Below are 15,298 nucleotides of genomic sequence, written 5' to 3'. Positions count from 1 at the left end.
TCTCTTTCTGCAACGTCCACGAGAGAAGAGGGCAACAGTAGCCACGACACCGCCAACCCACATCATCCCGGCTCGAATGCATGTGAGGCCGTCGTCCGTGTCAGCGGGCGGGCCAATTCCATGCTCAAGACGACTGGCGACTGCGCTTCAAGAGAGGGATTCAGCCGAGCCTGAATGCAGCGAGATCGATCCGGCCGAGCGCAGCGACAAGTTGCCCTGACCCCTGTGGAGGCGGAGGCTGGGGGTGGGGGAATCCAACGTGGGAGAAGGCCAAAAAATACTACTAAATTTGCCTTAAAACCCCAGCGCCTACCGCAGCCACTCCTCCCCAACCTCCTCCACGGGCCGCCCTACCAAGTCATCCACCTCGTCTTTTCGGGTGGCCCACGCTGGAAATGGGTAATTGACCAGCAGCGGCGTCGGCACATCCGGCTGAGAAATCAGCATCGTGCCGGGTTGCAAAATGCCCGCCCGCGCCCGGAAACTTTGGGGCAAAAAGCGGTATTCGGGCCGCTCGGCTTCGGCAAGGTCTAGGCGGCCCACCACACGAATCGCGGCGTTGGAGACGATCCGGCGCTCCACTTCGCTGGCAGTTTGTTGTGCGCCGATCAGGATGATGCCGAGGCTACGGCCACGTTCGGCAATATCCAGCAGAATGTCTTTGATGGGGCCGCCACCTTCGCGGGGGGCGTACTTGTTCAGCTCGTCCAGCACCACAAATACCGTGTCTTGCCGCCCGTTCTTCTCCTTGTGCTCGAACAGGTCGCGCAGCAGCACCCCCACCACGAACATCTGCGCGGGGCCAGACAGGTTGTGAATGTCCACGACGCTCAGTTGATGTGGCCCGCGAATCAGGTTGGGGCGGAATTGTTCGGCCTGCTGGGGCGTCAGGTCGCCGCGCACGAGGGGCGTCAGGGTTTTTTGCACGCCACGCAGGCGGCGCGTGAAGGCCCGCAACGTCCCCTGATTCTGGTTCAGCACCCAGCGTTTGTCGCCCAAACCGTCGTTTTCCTCCAACAACTTGTATTCCAGGTAAGAAATCAGTTGCGAGAACGTCTGAATCTTGGTCTTGCCAAGGTCATCGAAGCTGAGGCCCTCATCAATGATCTGATCGGGCTCGGCCTGCCAGTCCTCCACGTGCAGCGCGGCACTGTTGTCCTTCTGGGCCTGCGCCAGCTTAAAGAGTTTTTCTTCGATGTTGCCGATCACGAAGCCGAGGTTCAGGCTGCCGCCCGCGTCGCTGAAGACGTAGGGCAGCATCCGGCCCAAACAGAATTCGCGCAGGGTAAACACGAACGGCGTCACGCCCTCGGAGCGCTGGTCTACGTGTGGCACGATCACGCCGCCCACCGCGCTCTCACGGGGCGGGGCCAGGAACTGCACGTCGCGGAAGGGGGTCATGGGCAGGCCTAACATGGCGTAGCGGTCTTGGGCGAAACCTTTGCCTAGGCGGGCTTTTTCCTCTCGGTCTACGACTTTGGCATTGGGCTTGTCCAGAAACAGCAAGTCCTCGCCCTTCACGTTAAAAATAATGGCCCGCCCGCCCGCTGTGCCTGCCATCTGGCCGCCACTCTTGGCCGCGACCCTGTCCATCACGCCGCTTCTAAAGATGGAGTGCAGCAAAAACAGGGCGTAACTGGTTTTGGTCGCCACCCCGCTGATGCCGGAAATGTTGATGTGGCCGCCACTTTCGCCGTTGATGAAGCGGAAGTTCAGCGGCAGGGTCTGTCCATCGGCCAACAGGCCCGCCGGGAACGCGGCTTCTTCCATCTTGTCCGCGCTGAGGGCCATCTTCAGCGCCTCGCCGCGTGCGTGGGCCACCAGATCGCCCGGCTGGGGCGGAATAAAATCTTCGGGGCTGACGCGGGTCACCAGCACGCGGGCCGCATACGACACGGCGGCGGGCAGCACTCCGGCCACTACATCGGCCACATCGGATTCGAAGGTGATGCCCTCATGCCGCTTACGCACGCTGTCGACGAGGCCGTAAAAGTTGACCGGCTGGCCGTCGGGTTTGTGCGTTTGCACCACCACCAGATCGTCGAGTTGCACGCTGGAACCGGGCGTGACGGCAAACCAGAAAATAGTGGGCGTGGCGTCCTCGGTGCCCAACACCATGCCGATCGTGCGTGCGGGTTCTACCAGCTTCATGCCAGCACCCTCATGCCAAAACCGTTGGGTCGAAGGTGCGGGCAATGTGCGCCCGAATCCGGCGCGTGACCAGATCGGCGCTGCCCATGCTGCGGGCCATCGCCTGCTCCAGCGCGGCGGTGGGGATCAGGTTCTGCGGGGCGCGGGGGTCTTTGTGGGCGTGGCTGCCCAGTCTCAGCAGCAGGTTGCCGCTCAGGTTCGCCACCTGCTTCACAATGGGCGGCAAAAAGTCGGGTTCGTCGGGGGCGTACATCTCCAGCCTCATCACGCCGCTCATGGGGTGCTGATAAAACGCCGCCTTACACAGCCGCACGTACCAGATAAAGCGCGTGACCGTCTTGTTGTTGTACTGCATGTGCAAAATCGGCGTGCGCTCGCCAGGTTTCAGTTCGGCCAGAAGCGAGGCACGGTCTGCGGGCAGGTACATGGTCTGAATGGTTTTGACGCAGCCCACGACTGCGCCGTACAGGTTCTTGCCGCGCAGAGTTCCATCCTGCACGCTCAGGGTGGTCAGCCATTCACGGTCATCCTGCTCGTCTATCGGCACGGCAGAGGCGTAGCCGTGCGAGAGTTCCTGTTCGGCGGCCAGCATCGCCTGTTGCAAGGTGTGCAGCGCGGCCAGTGGGTCAGACGTGGTGTTCTCCAACGGTGTATAGAGCAGTGTCCCGGTGTGCGGATCGCGGGGCGAGAGGGTGCAGGGATCAAGCCTCAGCCCCGGCGCGTGCGCCAGTACCCGCATGGCCTTCACGTCGGTCAGTTCGGCAGGCCGCGTGCCGTGCGGGCATAGGCTGACCGCGCCCACCACATACGCCCCGAACCCGCCCATGCCCGCCGCGCCGTCATCGTCTTCAATGAACACGCGGGATTCCATGCGCCGCTTGCCGTCTACGACGTATACACGCCCCAACCGTTCAGGAATAGGCCGCGCCGCCACAGCCGCCCAGCGCGGCGTTTCTATGTCAATCAAAGCACCTTCAAAGGGCGTCAGGGCCAGCTGCCCGCCCTCTATATCTACAGGCCAGGGGTCAAGTCGAATCCGCATTGGGCGCATTGTAGAGGTGTTGCCGGAAGTGCGCTGTGGGCCGGAGAGGAAACGGCAGAACCAGCAGGCGTGCCCCCCATAAAAGGGCACGCCTGCTGGTGTTCTTGCTTATTTATGAGGGCCTAGAGCTGTGGTTAGCCGTGATATCCGCTCAACGCCCGCAACTGCCGCTCGTCGGTCAGAGTCAGGCAGCGGTAGGCGGGGGTCAGCAGGCCATCATCGCGCATTTCGCCGATCAGTTTGCTCACGCTTTCGCGGGTGGCTCCGGTGCCTTCGGCAATCAGTTCGTGTGTGGCCCGCACAAAACGCAGGTTGTCGGGGTGCGCTCCGCCCAGGCTGGAATCGGCTAGGTTCAGCAGGTAACGGGCAATCCGCTCACGGAGTTCGCCGTCCTGAATGTGAACGCCGTCGTTCATCACGCGCTGGAGTTGGGTGCTGAGGCTGCGCGTCACTTCCCAGAGTTCTGCACCCGTGAGGTGCTGCAGGTGAATGGGCGTGATGGTGGCGTCGGTGAGGGCCATGACCTGATGGCTGCGGGGCTGGTCGTGCAAGGTTTCTTCGCCGAAAATATCGCCGGGGCGCATATGGCGCACGGTCAGGTTGCGGCCCTGAGGAGTCAGGCGCACGGCCCGCAGAAGGCCCGTTTCGACTCGGTACAGCGTGGGGGCCTGATCGCCCGCGTAGTACAGCGTATCGCCCCGCCGAATCGGGCGGCTGCGGAGGTCGAGGGCGTTAGGCAACATGGTGCCGGTGGTGCTGACTGGGTTGGACGGGTACAGGGCCATGACGCACTCCTTGGGGTGAGGACGGCGGGGCCGCTGGTGCGTCCAGACGGTCAGGCTGCCGTGCCTTTCTACGTAGACTGTACAAGGTTTGTACAACCTTAGATTGTTCAAACCGCACACTGGTGGGGGCAACCGACACCCCTAAAGATTGCTTTAAGATTGAACAGTCTGAACGCCATCTGACGCCCATCCTCACGCCGCTTATGGCCGGGCAAGTAAGGTACAGAGATGCTTACGCCCTCTAAAACACTTGCACTGACGATGCTGGCCCTCGGCTTAGGCACAGTGCAGGCGGTCACGTTCGGCGGCCTGACTGTGACGCCGCGTGGCCCTCAGACACTGAATCTGGAAACAGGCGCAACCGAATTGCCGCAGGGCGGAACTGCCACCGACAGCCGGGGCGGGCTGAAGCTGGTGGCGTCGGCCATGCAACTGACTCCCGGCAGCGCACTGAAGGCCCAAAACGCCACCCTGACCACCCGGCAAGGCGGTACTTTGCGGGCGCAAAACGTCACCTACGACCTGAAGGCCGGAACCCTGACAGCCACAGGCAACGTGACTTACGCCGACGCCAGACTGAAAGGCGTAACCGCCAACAAAGTCACGTTGTACGTAAAAACTGGCTTTGTGACGGCCACAGGCGGCGTGAAGGCCACCACTCCGGCCCTGTCTGGTGCGGTACTGGTTTTCGACAGTCAGACCATGCAAACCCTGCTGAGCGGCCCATTTAGCCTGAAAACCTCGGCTGGAGCCAGAGCAGGCGCGGCGGGAGAACGTCTGCTGCTGGCTTTTGCGGGCAACCGCCTGACCCGGACTTCTGCGCCTGATGCGGGGGCATTGGCGCGGTTTGGGCCGTATTTGAAGTAGGTGGGAGCGGTCTTAGGCGAGGAGTCTAAAGGTTTAGGGTCTAAGAGCGGGCAATCGCTGCGCTCATTCCCCCGCTGCTGCGGAGCTCCGCGAGTCTCTCAAGGGGCGAGGGCCAAGGGCTTTGAGTTGGATTGGAATCTGTTCTTCGACCTTTAGACGCCCTTTCTCTGAACCCGTCGTCTACACCACACCCGCCGCCGCCCGCCCCGCCACCCGGCCACTGAACAGGCAGCCGCCCAAAAACGTGCCTTCCAGCGAGCGGTAGCCGTGCATGCCTCCGCCCCCGAAGCCTGCCACCTCTCCGGCGGCGTACAGGCCGGGAAAGACTGCGCCGCCTGCCCGCAAGACCCGGCCCTGAAGGTCGGTTTCCAGGCCGCCCAGTGTTTTGCGGGTCAGAATATTCATGCGCACCGCAATCAGGGGGCCGTGCGCGGGATCGAGGATCGGCGCGGGCGGAGCCACACGCACCAGGCGTTCTCCGGCGAGGGCACGTGCGCCGCGTACCAGCGCCAGTTGAGGGTCTTTGCCTGCCTTGTTGTGGGTCTGGGCGTCCCGGTCTTCTATTTGGCTTTGCACCGTGGCGAGGCTCAGCAGTTCGTTGCCCGCCAATGCGTTCATTCCCGCCACCAATTCGGGCAGGTTCTGGCGCACCACGAAGTCTTCCCCGTTGTCCATGAAGGCCTGCACCGGAGCCTGCACGCCCGCCACGCGCCGCAGGGTCAGGCCGATGTTTTTGCCCGTCAGATCAGGGTTTTGCTCGCTTCCAGAAAGCGCAAACTCCTTACGAATAATTTGGCGGTTCAGCACGAACCACGTATACGGATACCCGCTGCGGGTGATGTGCGACAGCGTGCCCAACGTATCGAAGCCGGGGTAATGCGGGTGGGGTAGGCGCACACCGTAGGGATCGAGCCACAGGCTGCTGGGGCCGGGCAGCACCCGGATGCCGTGCTGGGGCCACACTGGATTCCAGTTGCGGAGGCCTTCGGTGTAGTGCCACATGCGGTCTGGGTTGATCAGGCTTGCGCCCGCAGCCTGCGCGGTGGCCTGCATCTGACCGTCTACGTGTTGCGGCACGCCCGACACCATAAAGGCTGGAGCTGCGCCCAGACGCTCGGTGGGCCAGTTGCGGCGCACCAACTCCTGATTGCCGCCAATGCCGCCCGACGTGACGATGACCGCGCCCGCGCTGTGGCTGAAATCGCCCACCACCACCCGCGAAGAAGGCTCGCCGCGTGCCACATCCGACACTTCCAGAATGTCGCCGGAAACGCCGACCACCACGCCACCGCTAATATTCAGGGCGCGGACACGGTGGCGAAAATGCAGGGTGATTTTTCCGGCGGCCACATGCGCCCGCACCCGCCGCAAGAAGGGTTCCAGCACGCCCGGCCCGGTGCCCCAGGTAACATGAAAGCGGGGCACGCTGTTGCCGGGGCCCGCCGCACCCTGACCGCCGCGTTCGGCCCAGCCCACTGCCGGAAACCAGCGCATGCCCATGCCGTGCAGCCAGGCCCGCTTTTCTCCGGCGGCGAAATCCAGGTAAGCGTCGGCCCAGCGCCGGGGCCAGTGGTCTTCGGGCCGGTCAAAGGTGGCGGTGTTGTGCCAGTCGCGCCGGGCCAATTCGGGGCTGTCGTGAATTCCCAGCCGCCGCTGTTCGGGCGTATCGATCATGAACAGGCCGCCAAACGACCAGAAGGCCTGACCGCCCAGATTCTGTTCACCTTCCTGATCCAGCAGCAGCACCCGTGCGCCCGCGTCGGCGGCCTCGGCAGCGGCCACCACTCCAGCCAGCCCCGCACCCACCACGATCACGTCTGCCTGTACAGAATCAGCCAGCACCCGATTGGTCGTCATGGGCTACAGGGTAGCGGCTGGGCACCTGCCTGTCAGTTCAGGGCGTATCGCTGCCCACGATCCAGCCGTTCGTCACCACCACCGGGGGATATTGAAGCACACCGACCAGTACCAGAACGTCGTTGAGACAGTTCGTTTTGACCCGGTACCATTGATCAATAATCTGAACATCTAGGCGGTAGGGGTCAGCAGGATTGTGCAGATCCAAGCGGTAATTACTGACTGGATGGGTTCCGTCAGGCGCAGTGGGTAGGGCAAGCATGGTGACTCCTAGGCACATGGCTTTTTAGTCGTAGGGAGGACAGGGCTGCCGGACAAGTGGCCGGGCTGGGTGCTTGCGCCTGAGTTACTGAACAGCTTAGAACTGTCGCGCTTGGGGCGTACCGAGGAAAGTCACATTTGTTACGAAGGCTTACATTCGCCAAGCTGACGCACTCTTAAGGTCTGCTCTCATCAAAGACCTGGGGCCAAAATATTGCGTCTGAGAAGGGTTTTGCGGGCTCAGGGGCGGCGTGTTAACCTCTGGGCCAGACCAGCCAGAACGAGTACCACGACCAGCAGCACCACCCAAAAGGGGGCATCCATGACCGCACACCTGATGGCAGGCTTTCTGCCTTTTGAACATGAGCCGTACCACGACTTTACTCAGCCCGCCGTGGCGCAGGCCCAGCGCGAGGCTTTTACAAAAGTCCGGGAGCAGTACGTGGGCCGCACTTTTCCGCTGTACATCGGCAGCGAGCGGAGAGAAGGCGGCGACGCATACGAGGTTCGCAACCCCGCCGACACCCGCGAAGTGGTCTGGTGCTTCCCCAACGCGAGCGCCCAGCAGCGGGACGCCGCTATTGCCGCCGCGCAAGAGGCCTTCCAAACATGGCGCTTTTCTGACCCCTTCCAGCGGGCCAGTATTTTTAAGCGGGCCGCCGAACTGCTGAGGACGCGGCGCATGGAATTCAACGCCGTGATGACGCTGGAAAACGGCAAAAACTGGGCCGAAGCCGATGGAGAAGTGGCCGAATCGGTGGATCATTTTGAAGTCTTTGCCCGCGAAACTCTGCGCTGGGCCGAGGGAAAACCCGTGTATCCCATGCCCGACGAACACGTGACCACCGTGTACGAACCGCTGGGCGTGGTGGTCTGTATCAGCCCGTGGAATTTTCCGAGTGCCATTCCGCTGGGCATGGCGTTGGGTGCGCTCGCGGCGGGCAATACCGTGATCTGGAAACCTGCCAGTGAAACGCCGCTGTCGAGCCTGCTGATGCTGGAACTGCTGTTCGAGGCGGGCCTGCCCAGAAACACCGTGCAGTTCTTGACCGGAACCGACGATGTGCTGGGCGACCCCCTTGTAGACAGCCCCAGCGTCCGCATGATCGCCTTTACGGGCAGCAAGGAAATCGGTTGCCGGATCGTGGAACGCGCCGCCAAAGTGCAGCCCGGCCAACGCTGGATCAAGCGCGTGATGGCCGAAATGGGCGGCAAAGACCCGACGGTGGTGTGCGCCGACGGAGACATAGAAGCCGCCGCCAAAGGCATCGTGCAAGCCGCATTTGGCTACGCAGGCCAGAAGTGCAGCGCGTGTAGCCGGGTCATTGCCGAAGACAGCGTGTACGACGACCTGCTGAACCGCGTAACCGAACTGGCGCGGGGCCTGAAGGTCGGCCTGCCGGAAGACAACGGAGCAATAGGGCCAGTAATTCATGCTGGAAGTGCCGAGCGCATTGGGCGGGCGATAGAAGCTGGACAGAAGACGGCGCGGCTGGTGCTGGGCGGCGATACTCCTGAGGTGGGGGACAGACAGGGCGGCTACGTCTCCCCCACCATCTTTGCCGATGTCGACCCCCGCGATCCTCTGTTTCAAGACGAAATCTTTGGCCCCGTGCTGGCCTTTTCCCGCGCCCGCGACTGGCAGCACGCCATAGACCTCGCCAACGATTCGGACTACGGGCTGACCGCCGCCTTTTACAGCCGCGATCCCCACAAAATCAGCGAGGCGCGGCGGCGGATGCATGTGGGCAATCTGTACATCAACCGCAAATGCACAGGCGCACTGTCGGGCACACACGCTTTTGGCGGCTACGGCATGAGCGGCACCAATGCCAAAGTGGGCGGCCCGGATTACCTGTTCTGGTTTTTGCAGACGAAGACGATTGCTCAGAAGTACTGAGGAAAAGATTGTCTAAGGGTCAAGGGTCTAAGAACGGCCAGAACCAAAGCTGCACGGCATCAGCAAAGGCCAACTTTCACGAGTCACCCTTAGACCCTTAGACCCTTAGACCCTTAGACCCTTAGACCCTTAGACCCTTAGACCCTTAGACCCTTAGACCCTTAGACCCACCCCACAACCTAAACTATTCCCATGACCGACGCCCCCACCCCAGACCGCAACGAACGCGCCCAGATCGCTTTTGCCCGCCTGCTGCCCAAGCTATTTCGCGGCGGGCAGGCCTTTGTGGGCGTGGAAGCTACCCTGTCGGGCCTGGACGCCGAAACGGCCTGCCAGCGCCCCCAGAACTTGCCGCACAGCGTGGCCGAACTGCTGGCGCACGTGAACTGGTGGAACCGCTGGATGCTGGCGATTATCGAGGAAGGCCGCGCCCAGCCCTACCCCGCCCACGCTGCCGAAACGTGGCCGCTGGTACAAGCATCGGATTGGCGGCGCACCCGCAACGACTTTTACGAGTTGTTGGCCCGCATAGACCCCCACGCCGCACGCCCCGACCTTGCCAGCCCCGTAAATCACGAGGAAACCATCGGTGAACTGCTCGCAGATATGGCCCTGCACACGGCGCACCACTTCGGGCAAATTGTGACCGTGCGCCAAGCACTTGGGGCGTGGCCTCCGGCGGGCGGCGGCGATACATGGTGATCGGGGAGTGGGTTGTGGGCAGTGGGTAGTAGAAAAAGCTGAAAACATCGTTGTCCAAGCCTCTCTCTCTTTCCAAAAAGGCCCCAACCATGACCCAGACCGCCCCAACACCCGCCGATCAACCCATTCAGCCCTCCACATCCAGCGTCTTCTACCGTTCCAGCAAGACCTACCCTCTGGCCGTGCGGGGCGAAGGCGTGTATCTGTACGATTCAGAGGGGAAGCGCTATCTGGACGGCAGTTCCGGGGCATTGGTGGCGAACATTGGGCATGGGCGGGCCGAGGTAGGCGAGGCGATGGCGGCGCAGGCCCGCGCTCTGGCGTTCGTTCACGGCTCGCAGTTCACGTCCCCTGTGCTGGAGGAATACGCCTCCCGGCTGGCCGCCTTTCTGGACTTGCCCGACTTCCGGTTCTGGGCTGTATCGGGCGGTTCGGAGGCCACCGAGAGCGCCATAAAACTGGCGCGGCAGTATCACGCCGAGCGGGGCGACACGGGCAGATATAAGGTAGTGACCCGGATTCCCAGCTATCACGGGGCGTCGTTGGGGGCGCTGGCAGCCAGCGGCATGGGTGCACGCCGCAGCCTGTATCTGCCCCTGATGCGCGAGGAAGCGTGGCCCAAAATGCCCAAGCCTGACCCCACACTGAGCGGGGAAGCCGACGCCGAACGCCTGCGGGCCGTGCTGGAAGCGGCGGGGCCAGAGTCGGTGGCGGCGGTGATGGTGGAACCGGTGGTTGGCGCGTCGGATGCGGCGCTGACGCCGGGGGCGAGCTACCATACGCGCCTGCACGCCATTTGCAGGGAATACGGCGTGCTCCTGATTGCCGATGAGGTCATGAGCGGCATGGGCCGATGCGGGACGCCGCTGGCCGTGCGTCTTGACGACCAGGTGACGCCTGACATCGTGGTGCTGGGCAAAGGGCTGGCGGCAGGCTACGCACCGTTGGCCGGATTGATGGCGAGCGCCGACATTTACAACACCGTGATGGGCGGCAGCGGCGCATTCAAGCACGGCTTTACCTACGCGGGCCACCCGGTCAGCGTGGCAGCGGGCCTGAGCGTGCTGGACATCGTGGAGCGGGAAAACTTGGTGGCGCCGGCACAGGAGCGCGGCGCACAACTGCTGGCCGGACTGCGCGAACTGCGGGCCCGGCACCCACAAGTGCTGGGAGTGCGGGGGCAGGGGCTGTTGCTGGGGATGGTGCTGGGCGATCCGGCCACCGAGGAAGCCTACGCAACTCCCGGTCTGGCCGAACGGGTGGCCGCCGCTGCACGGGCACGCGGCCTGATCACCTACCCCGGCAGCGGCGCAGTCGACGGCGTGCGCGGCGATCACTTGTTGCTGGGGCCACCGCTGAGTATCTCGGCGGCAGAGGTGGGGGAAATGCTGGCGGCGCTGGATGGGGCGTTGGGCGCGGCGGGCTAGAGCAGCACTGGCTGAACCGAATCACCTGCACAAAACTGCCCCAGATTCCTGCTCATCAAGCAAGTCTGGGGCGGTTTCATCTGGAACAAGTTAGCCGTGTCGTAACCTCAAAAAGTCAAAAACATGGCCTATTCCGACGCGATTTCGGTCTTGGCTTCTTCCAGCTTCTGCCCTTCGTCATGCGTCATATCCGCCAGATTCTCGCGCAGTTCAGCCAGCTTTTCCTCACGATCTACGTTCGGGTCAAGGCCATTGGCGTCGGCGCTGCCCGTAGCTCCCTGCATGCCGTCTTCCACAATTTCGTGCTGGTCTTCACGCTGGCTCTGTTCGGGTTGGGTCATACCTGAGCCTGAAGCATGAGCATGAAGACCCGTCGGGGAAAAGGTCAAGGCCATATTTATGGACGGCTGGGAGAGGACAGATCCCAGTGCCCGCAGGCTGACCCCAGAGGCTGCCACCGCTGCTTCCACCAGGCGCAAACGCACCGAATTGGGCGCGTGGGCAAATACACGCAGCATGGTTCGGGCCAGCGTGGGCGTGGGCGTGCGCGGGGCCAGGAATGCGTGCCAGTGCACGGCGGACAACCTGAAGAACGAGTGAAAGAAGGCAGGGAGGCCGTCTGCCGGAAGCCTGAGCAGGGCGTCCAGTCCCATCAGGCCGAGTTCGCGGGCGGCACGGCGTTCGGGAGGCCAGAGGGCGTGCCACGCGGCGCGGGTGGCAGCTTCCGCGTCGGGCAGGGCGTTGGCTATGGCCTGAGCCACCCGCGGAGCATCGGCCAGCGCGCCTGATACCTGAAAGCCGCTGACCGGATGCACCAAGCCGCCCGCCGCGCCAAACGCCAATACGGGGCCGGGTTCGGGGGCCGCCGTATTCATGGGAAAGGCCACCCATTCGGTAAATTCTATGTTGCTCGGCGGCGTGCCAGCTGCGTTGAGGCGGGCGTGCAGGCGGGCTTCCAACTCGGTGCGCGTTAGGCCGGGGCGGGCCACCAGACTGGTTTCTTGCACAAAGTACCGTTGCCCACCGAGGTGCATGGCGTACAGGAAAGTAGGGGCGGCGTCCAGCGATACGGAGGGGGGCTGCCGCCAGTCCATCCAGACCATCGCGCCGGGTGCGCTGGGCGGGTGGGCAAAGGTAGCTGTGATGCCGTAGGCCGTTTGCAGGGCCGCGCCGCCCGGATGTGTGGGCCGCGTGAGGGTGCCGCCGTGCCCGCCCGCATCCACGATTACGCGGGCAGGCCAGCGTTCGCCTGCCGTGCCGTGTGCCAGCAGCAACGCGCCGGGGCTGGGGCGAGAATCGGCACGAATAACCGTGCCCTGCGTCCAGGTCAGCCGTTTTCCGGCGCGAGCCAGCATGGAATTCAGCAGGGCGGCGTTGTCCAGCAGGGCATAAGGGCGCGTGAGGGCAGTGGCTTTTGGCCCGGTATAGGCCCGCACATCGGCCCAGACGTCGGCGGTGCAGGCGCGTGCCCAGGCGGGCAATTCGTCCAGCCACGCGCCGTAAGTGGGCGCAAAACGCTGGGGCGGATGCGGGGCCACGAGGCGCACCTGTAAGCCGCGCACCGCGAGTTCGGTTGCCAGCGCCACACCCGCCGGGCCGCCGCCGATCACCAAGACATCGGTCATGGGACTGTCTTTGGTGGGCGTGGCTTCTGGGGGGCGTGCTGCCGTGTCGTGCTGCATTCATTCCAGCCTAGCGCGGGGTCAGTGGGCAGGAGTGTGGGGATTGATTCGGGGAGGGGTATCTAAGGGTCGAGGGTGCTGGAGCGGGCTCGCCGCTGAACCGCCCTTCCCCTGAAACTGCACGAGCTTGAGTCGGCAGTCCTTCTTGAACCCTTCGATCCTCGACCCTTAGACGCCCTTCGCCCTGACCATCACACCCCAATCCCCACTGCCAGAACATCAGCAAATCCTCAAGGCCCGCGCAGGCTTCACCCAAGGCCGGAGTGTGCCCCAGGTGCCCGCAAATTGCCGCCGCACCCGCTAGCGTGGGGCATGTTCAAGGCCCCCGCCTCACCCTCTCGCCCCACCGCCCGACCCCGCCGCGCCCGCACCGCCGCGCTGATGCTGGGAGCGGTGTCTTTGCCCCTGCTGATCGCTGCCTGCTCGCCGCAAAACGCGCAGGGCACGCTGAACCGCGCCGTCTCTACTCGCGGCCTGACTGTGAAGTACGACCAGCGCTACGGTCCCGACACCCGCAACCTGCTGGACGTGTATTCGCCCGAAAACGCGACCAACGCGCCCGTCGTGCTGTTTATTCACGGCGGTTCATGGGAAGGCGGTGACAAGGAAGGCCACAAGTTTGCAGGCGAATCTCTGGCCCGCGCCGGGTACGTGACAGGCGTGATGAATTACCGACTTGCCCCCACCAACCGCTACCCCAGCTACGTGCAGGACGCTGCCGCCGCCCTGAAATGGATGCGCGACAATGCCAAATCGGTGGGCGGCAATCCCGACAATTTGTTTGTGATGGGCCACTCGGCAGGCGGGTTCAATGCTGTGGAAGCCGTGGTCAACGAACGCTGGCTGCGTGAGGCGGGCGTGCCGATCGCCAGTGTGCGCGGCGTCATCGGCATTGCTGGGCCGTATTCCTACGACTTCCGCGATTTCTCCAGCGCCCGTGCCTTCCCGGTGGGCGGCGACCCTGCCGACATCATGCCCGACCGCCATGTACGCAAAGACGCCCCCCCGCACCTGCTGCTGGTGGCCGAAAACGACAGCGTGGTATATCCGATGAACGCCGTCAACATGGAGGCGGCCCTGAAAGCAGCGGGCATTCCCGTAACGCGTAATGTGATTCCCCGCGTAAACCATGTGACGATCATGGCGGCGGTGGCGCGGCCTCTGACTTTTCTGGGCAATACGCGCCAGCAGGTCATTGACTTTATTGAGAAATACCAGGCGCGGTAAAAGGGGTCTAAGAGTCTAGGTTCTGAAGGTCTAGTCGGTGCTGTTGCCCTTCTTAGACCCTCACGCCTTCTTGCGGCTGCGGCACCAGTTGACGCCAGCTGTGGACGCTGCCCACCTGCACTGTTACGAAGCGTTCCAGTGCCCGCCACAGCGCCGCCCGCTGTTCGGTGGGCACGGGCGCTTCTATGCTGGCGCGGACGCTTCGGCGCACGACATAACGTACGAAATCGAGGGCTTCGGGGGGGTAGGGGGACAGGCTGGCGCAGTTGCCGCACAGCATCTGGCCTGCCAGTGGGTCGGGGTGCGAGGGCTGATCTGCGCCGCAGCGGGCACAGCGGGCCGTTTGCGCCACGAATCCGGCGAGACCCAGCAACTTGAATCCCATGACCAGGGCCACCCATTCCGGGTCAGGCTGATGCGAAATGCCGCGCAGGGCTCCAGCAAATAGTTCAAAGGCCTGCTCGGTAAATTCGCCTTCCTGAAACAGAGCGTCGGCCAGTTCGGCCATCAGGTGGGCAAAGGCGTAGCGCTCCGGCTCGGCCAGCTTGGGTAGCGCACCTTCCAATACGGCTTGCTGCACGCTGGCCAGATCAGATTGCGGCGTCTGGTACACCTGAATGCCCACATGATGAAACAGATTCAGGCGGCTGGCGAGCGGCCCACGCACCCCGCCCCGCGCAATGGCCTTCAGTTTGCCCTGAGGCGTCAGCAGCGTCACGATAATGTCGCCCGCAGGCGTGACCCGGCGGCGAATGACGATGCCGCTGCGGTTGGCGGTTCTAGACCTCACGTGCCTAGTCTAGTGCGGCGGCGGCAAAACAACGGGGCGAGGGGGCACGGTTGGGGCTCAGGCTCTGGTGGCGGCAAGAAAAGACGCGGCAGGGCCGGGCGTGCTCAAGCCCACCTTCCGCCCCCCAAAGCACCGTTTACACTGCGTGGCATGAAGGATCACCGCCCTCAAGACCACAGCATCCGCGACCTGTTGCGCGAACTGTTTCCCGAAACGCACCGGGAACTGTTTGGGCACGAAGCCGACGCCACCCACCCGGCCCCGCCGCCCCTCACGCTGGGCCTCTATCCGGTGGCCGATGGACGATTGGCCCTCGTGCAGGGCGACCAACTGGCCGAATTTACGCCGCTAGACCCTAAAGCCCGAAACGCCCTGCACTGCGACCTGTGCCATTACACCCGCTCACGCACCGAGGCGGCGCTGTACCGCGTGCATGTGGCCGCCCGCCGCACCCGCTACGTCACGCTCTGCACAGGCACGCAGTGTTGCCAGCAACGCGCCGGACGTTCGGGGCTAGAGCGCCTCGCCCACCGAATTTTCCCCATCGAACCCATCACGCCGGACGAACGTTAAGCAGGGCGGCATGACCATCCTCTGACGCCACCTC

13 protein-coding genes are annotated in these 15,298 nt (G+C 63.6%); 6 read left to right on the top strand and 7 right to left on the bottom strand.

What is annotated here, in order from left to right:
• Positions 1-309: 309 nt before the first annotated feature.
• The 3 genes from M1R55_RS12435 to M1R55_RS12425 form a co-directional block, all read right to left on the bottom strand.
• On the bottom strand, positions 310-2,151 hold the full coding sequence (locus tag M1R55_RS12435) for an ATP-binding protein (protein WP_249392068.1): 1,842 nt from the start codon (positions 2,149-2,151) through the stop codon (positions 310-312).
• 10 nt (positions 2,152-2,161) lie between these two features.
• Entirely contained in the window at positions 2,162-3,202 is a 1,041-nt protein-coding gene (locus M1R55_RS12430; protein WP_249392067.1) for a DNA double-strand break repair nuclease NurA, read from the bottom strand.
• 125 nt (positions 3,203-3,327) lie between these two features.
• A complete protein-coding gene (locus M1R55_RS12425) occupies positions 3,328-3,978 on the bottom strand; it encodes a Crp/Fnr family transcriptional regulator (RefSeq protein WP_371827106.1) in 651 nt (216 codons plus the stop codon).
• A 228-nt stretch (positions 3,979-4,206) separates the two neighbouring features.
• Between M1R55_RS12425 and M1R55_RS12420 the strand changes: the two genes are divergently transcribed.
• The gene (locus tag M1R55_RS12420) at positions 4,207-4,845 is read left to right on the top strand and encodes a hypothetical protein (RefSeq protein ID WP_249392066.1); all 639 of its coding nucleotides are present in this window, start codon (positions 4,207-4,209) and stop codon (positions 4,843-4,845) included.
• Positions 4,846-5,025: 180 nt separating this feature from the next.
• On the opposite strand, the gene M1R55_RS12415 is transcribed toward M1R55_RS12420, so the two are convergent.
• Together M1R55_RS12415 and M1R55_RS12410 are read right to left on the bottom strand one after the other, a co-directional pair.
• Entirely contained in the window at positions 5,026-6,702 is a 1,677-nt protein-coding gene (locus tag M1R55_RS12415) for an FAD-binding dehydrogenase (protein ID WP_249392065.1), read from the bottom strand.
• Between the two features lie 37 nt (positions 6,703-6,739).
• Positions 6,740-6,964, bottom strand: coding sequence for a hypothetical protein (locus M1R55_RS12410; RefSeq protein WP_249392064.1), 225 nt, complete (start codon positions 6,962-6,964; stop codon positions 6,740-6,742).
• A 321-nt stretch (positions 6,965-7,285) separates the two neighbouring features.
• Here M1R55_RS12410 and M1R55_RS12405 point away from each other — a divergent pair, with 321 nt between their 5' ends.
• From M1R55_RS12405 to M1R55_RS12395, 3 genes are all read left to right on the top strand, one after another.
• Positions 7,286-8,863, top strand: a complete 1,578-nt coding sequence (locus M1R55_RS12405) for an L-glutamate gamma-semialdehyde dehydrogenase (protein ID WP_249392063.1) — start codon at positions 7,286-7,288, stop codon at positions 8,861-8,863.
• Between the two features lie 192 nt (positions 8,864-9,055).
• Positions 9,056-9,565: a DinB family protein gene (locus M1R55_RS12400; RefSeq protein WP_249392062.1), complete on the top strand. Its 510-nt coding sequence runs from the start codon at positions 9,056-9,058 to the stop codon at positions 9,563-9,565.
• An 89-nt stretch (positions 9,566-9,654) separates the two neighbouring features.
• Positions 9,655-10,992: an aspartate aminotransferase family protein gene (locus M1R55_RS12395; RefSeq protein WP_249392061.1), complete on the top strand. Its 1,338-nt coding sequence runs from the start codon at positions 9,655-9,657 to the stop codon at positions 10,990-10,992.
• Between the two features lie 128 nt (positions 10,993-11,120).
• Here M1R55_RS12395 and M1R55_RS12390 read toward each other — a convergent pair whose 3' ends face one another.
• The gene (locus tag M1R55_RS12390; protein WP_249392060.1) at positions 11,121-12,674 is read right to left on the bottom strand and encodes a lycopene cyclase family protein; all 1,554 of its coding nucleotides are present in this window, start codon (positions 12,672-12,674) and stop codon (positions 11,121-11,123) included.
• A 312-nt stretch (positions 12,675-12,986) separates the two neighbouring features.
• Between M1R55_RS12390 and M1R55_RS12385 the strand changes: the two genes are divergently transcribed.
• Positions 12,987-13,901, top strand: coding sequence for an alpha/beta hydrolase (locus tag M1R55_RS12385; protein WP_249392059.1), 915 nt, complete (start codon positions 12,987-12,989; stop codon positions 13,899-13,901).
• 52 nt (positions 13,902-13,953) lie between these two features.
• Here the strand turns inward: M1R55_RS12385 and recO are convergent, their stop codons facing one another.
• On the bottom strand, positions 13,954-14,691 hold the full coding sequence (recO, locus tag M1R55_RS12380) for a DNA repair protein RecO (protein WP_249392058.1): 738 nt from the start codon (positions 14,689-14,691) through the stop codon (positions 13,954-13,956).
• 150 nt (positions 14,692-14,841) lie between these two features.
• Here recO and M1R55_RS12375 point away from each other — a divergent pair, with 150 nt between their 5' ends.
• Positions 14,842-15,264 (top strand): hypothetical protein, encoded by a 423-nt coding sequence (locus M1R55_RS12375; protein WP_249392057.1) that lies wholly within the window; start codon positions 14,842-14,844, stop codon positions 15,262-15,264.
• Positions 15,265-15,298: the final 34 nt, after the last annotated feature.

The organism is Deinococcus sp. QL22 (assembly GCF_023370075.1).
Taxonomy (GTDB): domain Bacteria; phylum Deinococcota; class Deinococci; order Deinococcales; family Deinococcaceae; genus Deinococcus.
The sequence above is the reverse complement of the archived record's forward strand: the minus strand, read 5'-3'. Positions and strand labels throughout refer to the sequence as shown.

Coding starts and splice junctions, on each gene's coding strand:
- M1R55_RS12435 (WP_249392068.1), bottom strand. CDS start 2,151: ATGAAGCTGGTAGAACCCGCACGCACGATCGGCATGGTGTTGGGCACC.
- M1R55_RS12430 (WP_249392067.1), bottom strand. CDS start 3,202: ATGCGCCCAATGCGGATTCGACTTGACCCCTGGCCTGTAGATATAGAG.
- M1R55_RS12425 (WP_371827106.1), bottom strand. CDS start 3,978: ATGGCCCTGTACCCGTCCAACCCAGTCAGCACCACCGGCACCATGTTG.
- M1R55_RS12420 (WP_249392066.1), top strand. CDS start 4,207: ATGCTTACGCCCTCTAAAACACTTGCACTGACGATGCTGGCCCTCGGC.
- M1R55_RS12415 (WP_249392065.1), bottom strand. CDS start 6,702: ATGACGACCAATCGGGTGCTGGCTGATTCTGTACAGGCAGACGTGATC.
- M1R55_RS12410 (WP_249392064.1), bottom strand. CDS start 6,964: ATGCTTGCCCTACCCACTGCGCCTGACGGAACCCATCCAGTCAGTAAT.
- M1R55_RS12405 (WP_249392063.1), top strand. CDS start 7,286: ATGACCGCACACCTGATGGCAGGCTTTCTGCCTTTTGAACATGAGCCG.
- M1R55_RS12400 (WP_249392062.1), top strand. CDS start 9,056: ATGACCGACGCCCCCACCCCAGACCGCAACGAACGCGCCCAGATCGCT.
- M1R55_RS12395 (WP_249392061.1), top strand. CDS start 9,655: ATGACCCAGACCGCCCCAACACCCGCCGATCAACCCATTCAGCCCTCC.
- M1R55_RS12390 (WP_249392060.1), bottom strand. CDS start 12,674: ATGCAGCACGACACGGCAGCACGCCCCCCAGAAGCCACGCCCACCAAA.
- M1R55_RS12385 (WP_249392059.1), top strand. CDS start 12,987: ATGTTCAAGGCCCCCGCCTCACCCTCTCGCCCCACCGCCCGACCCCGC.
- M1R55_RS12375 (WP_249392057.1), top strand. CDS start 14,842: ATGAAGGATCACCGCCCTCAAGACCACAGCATCCGCGACCTGTTGCGC.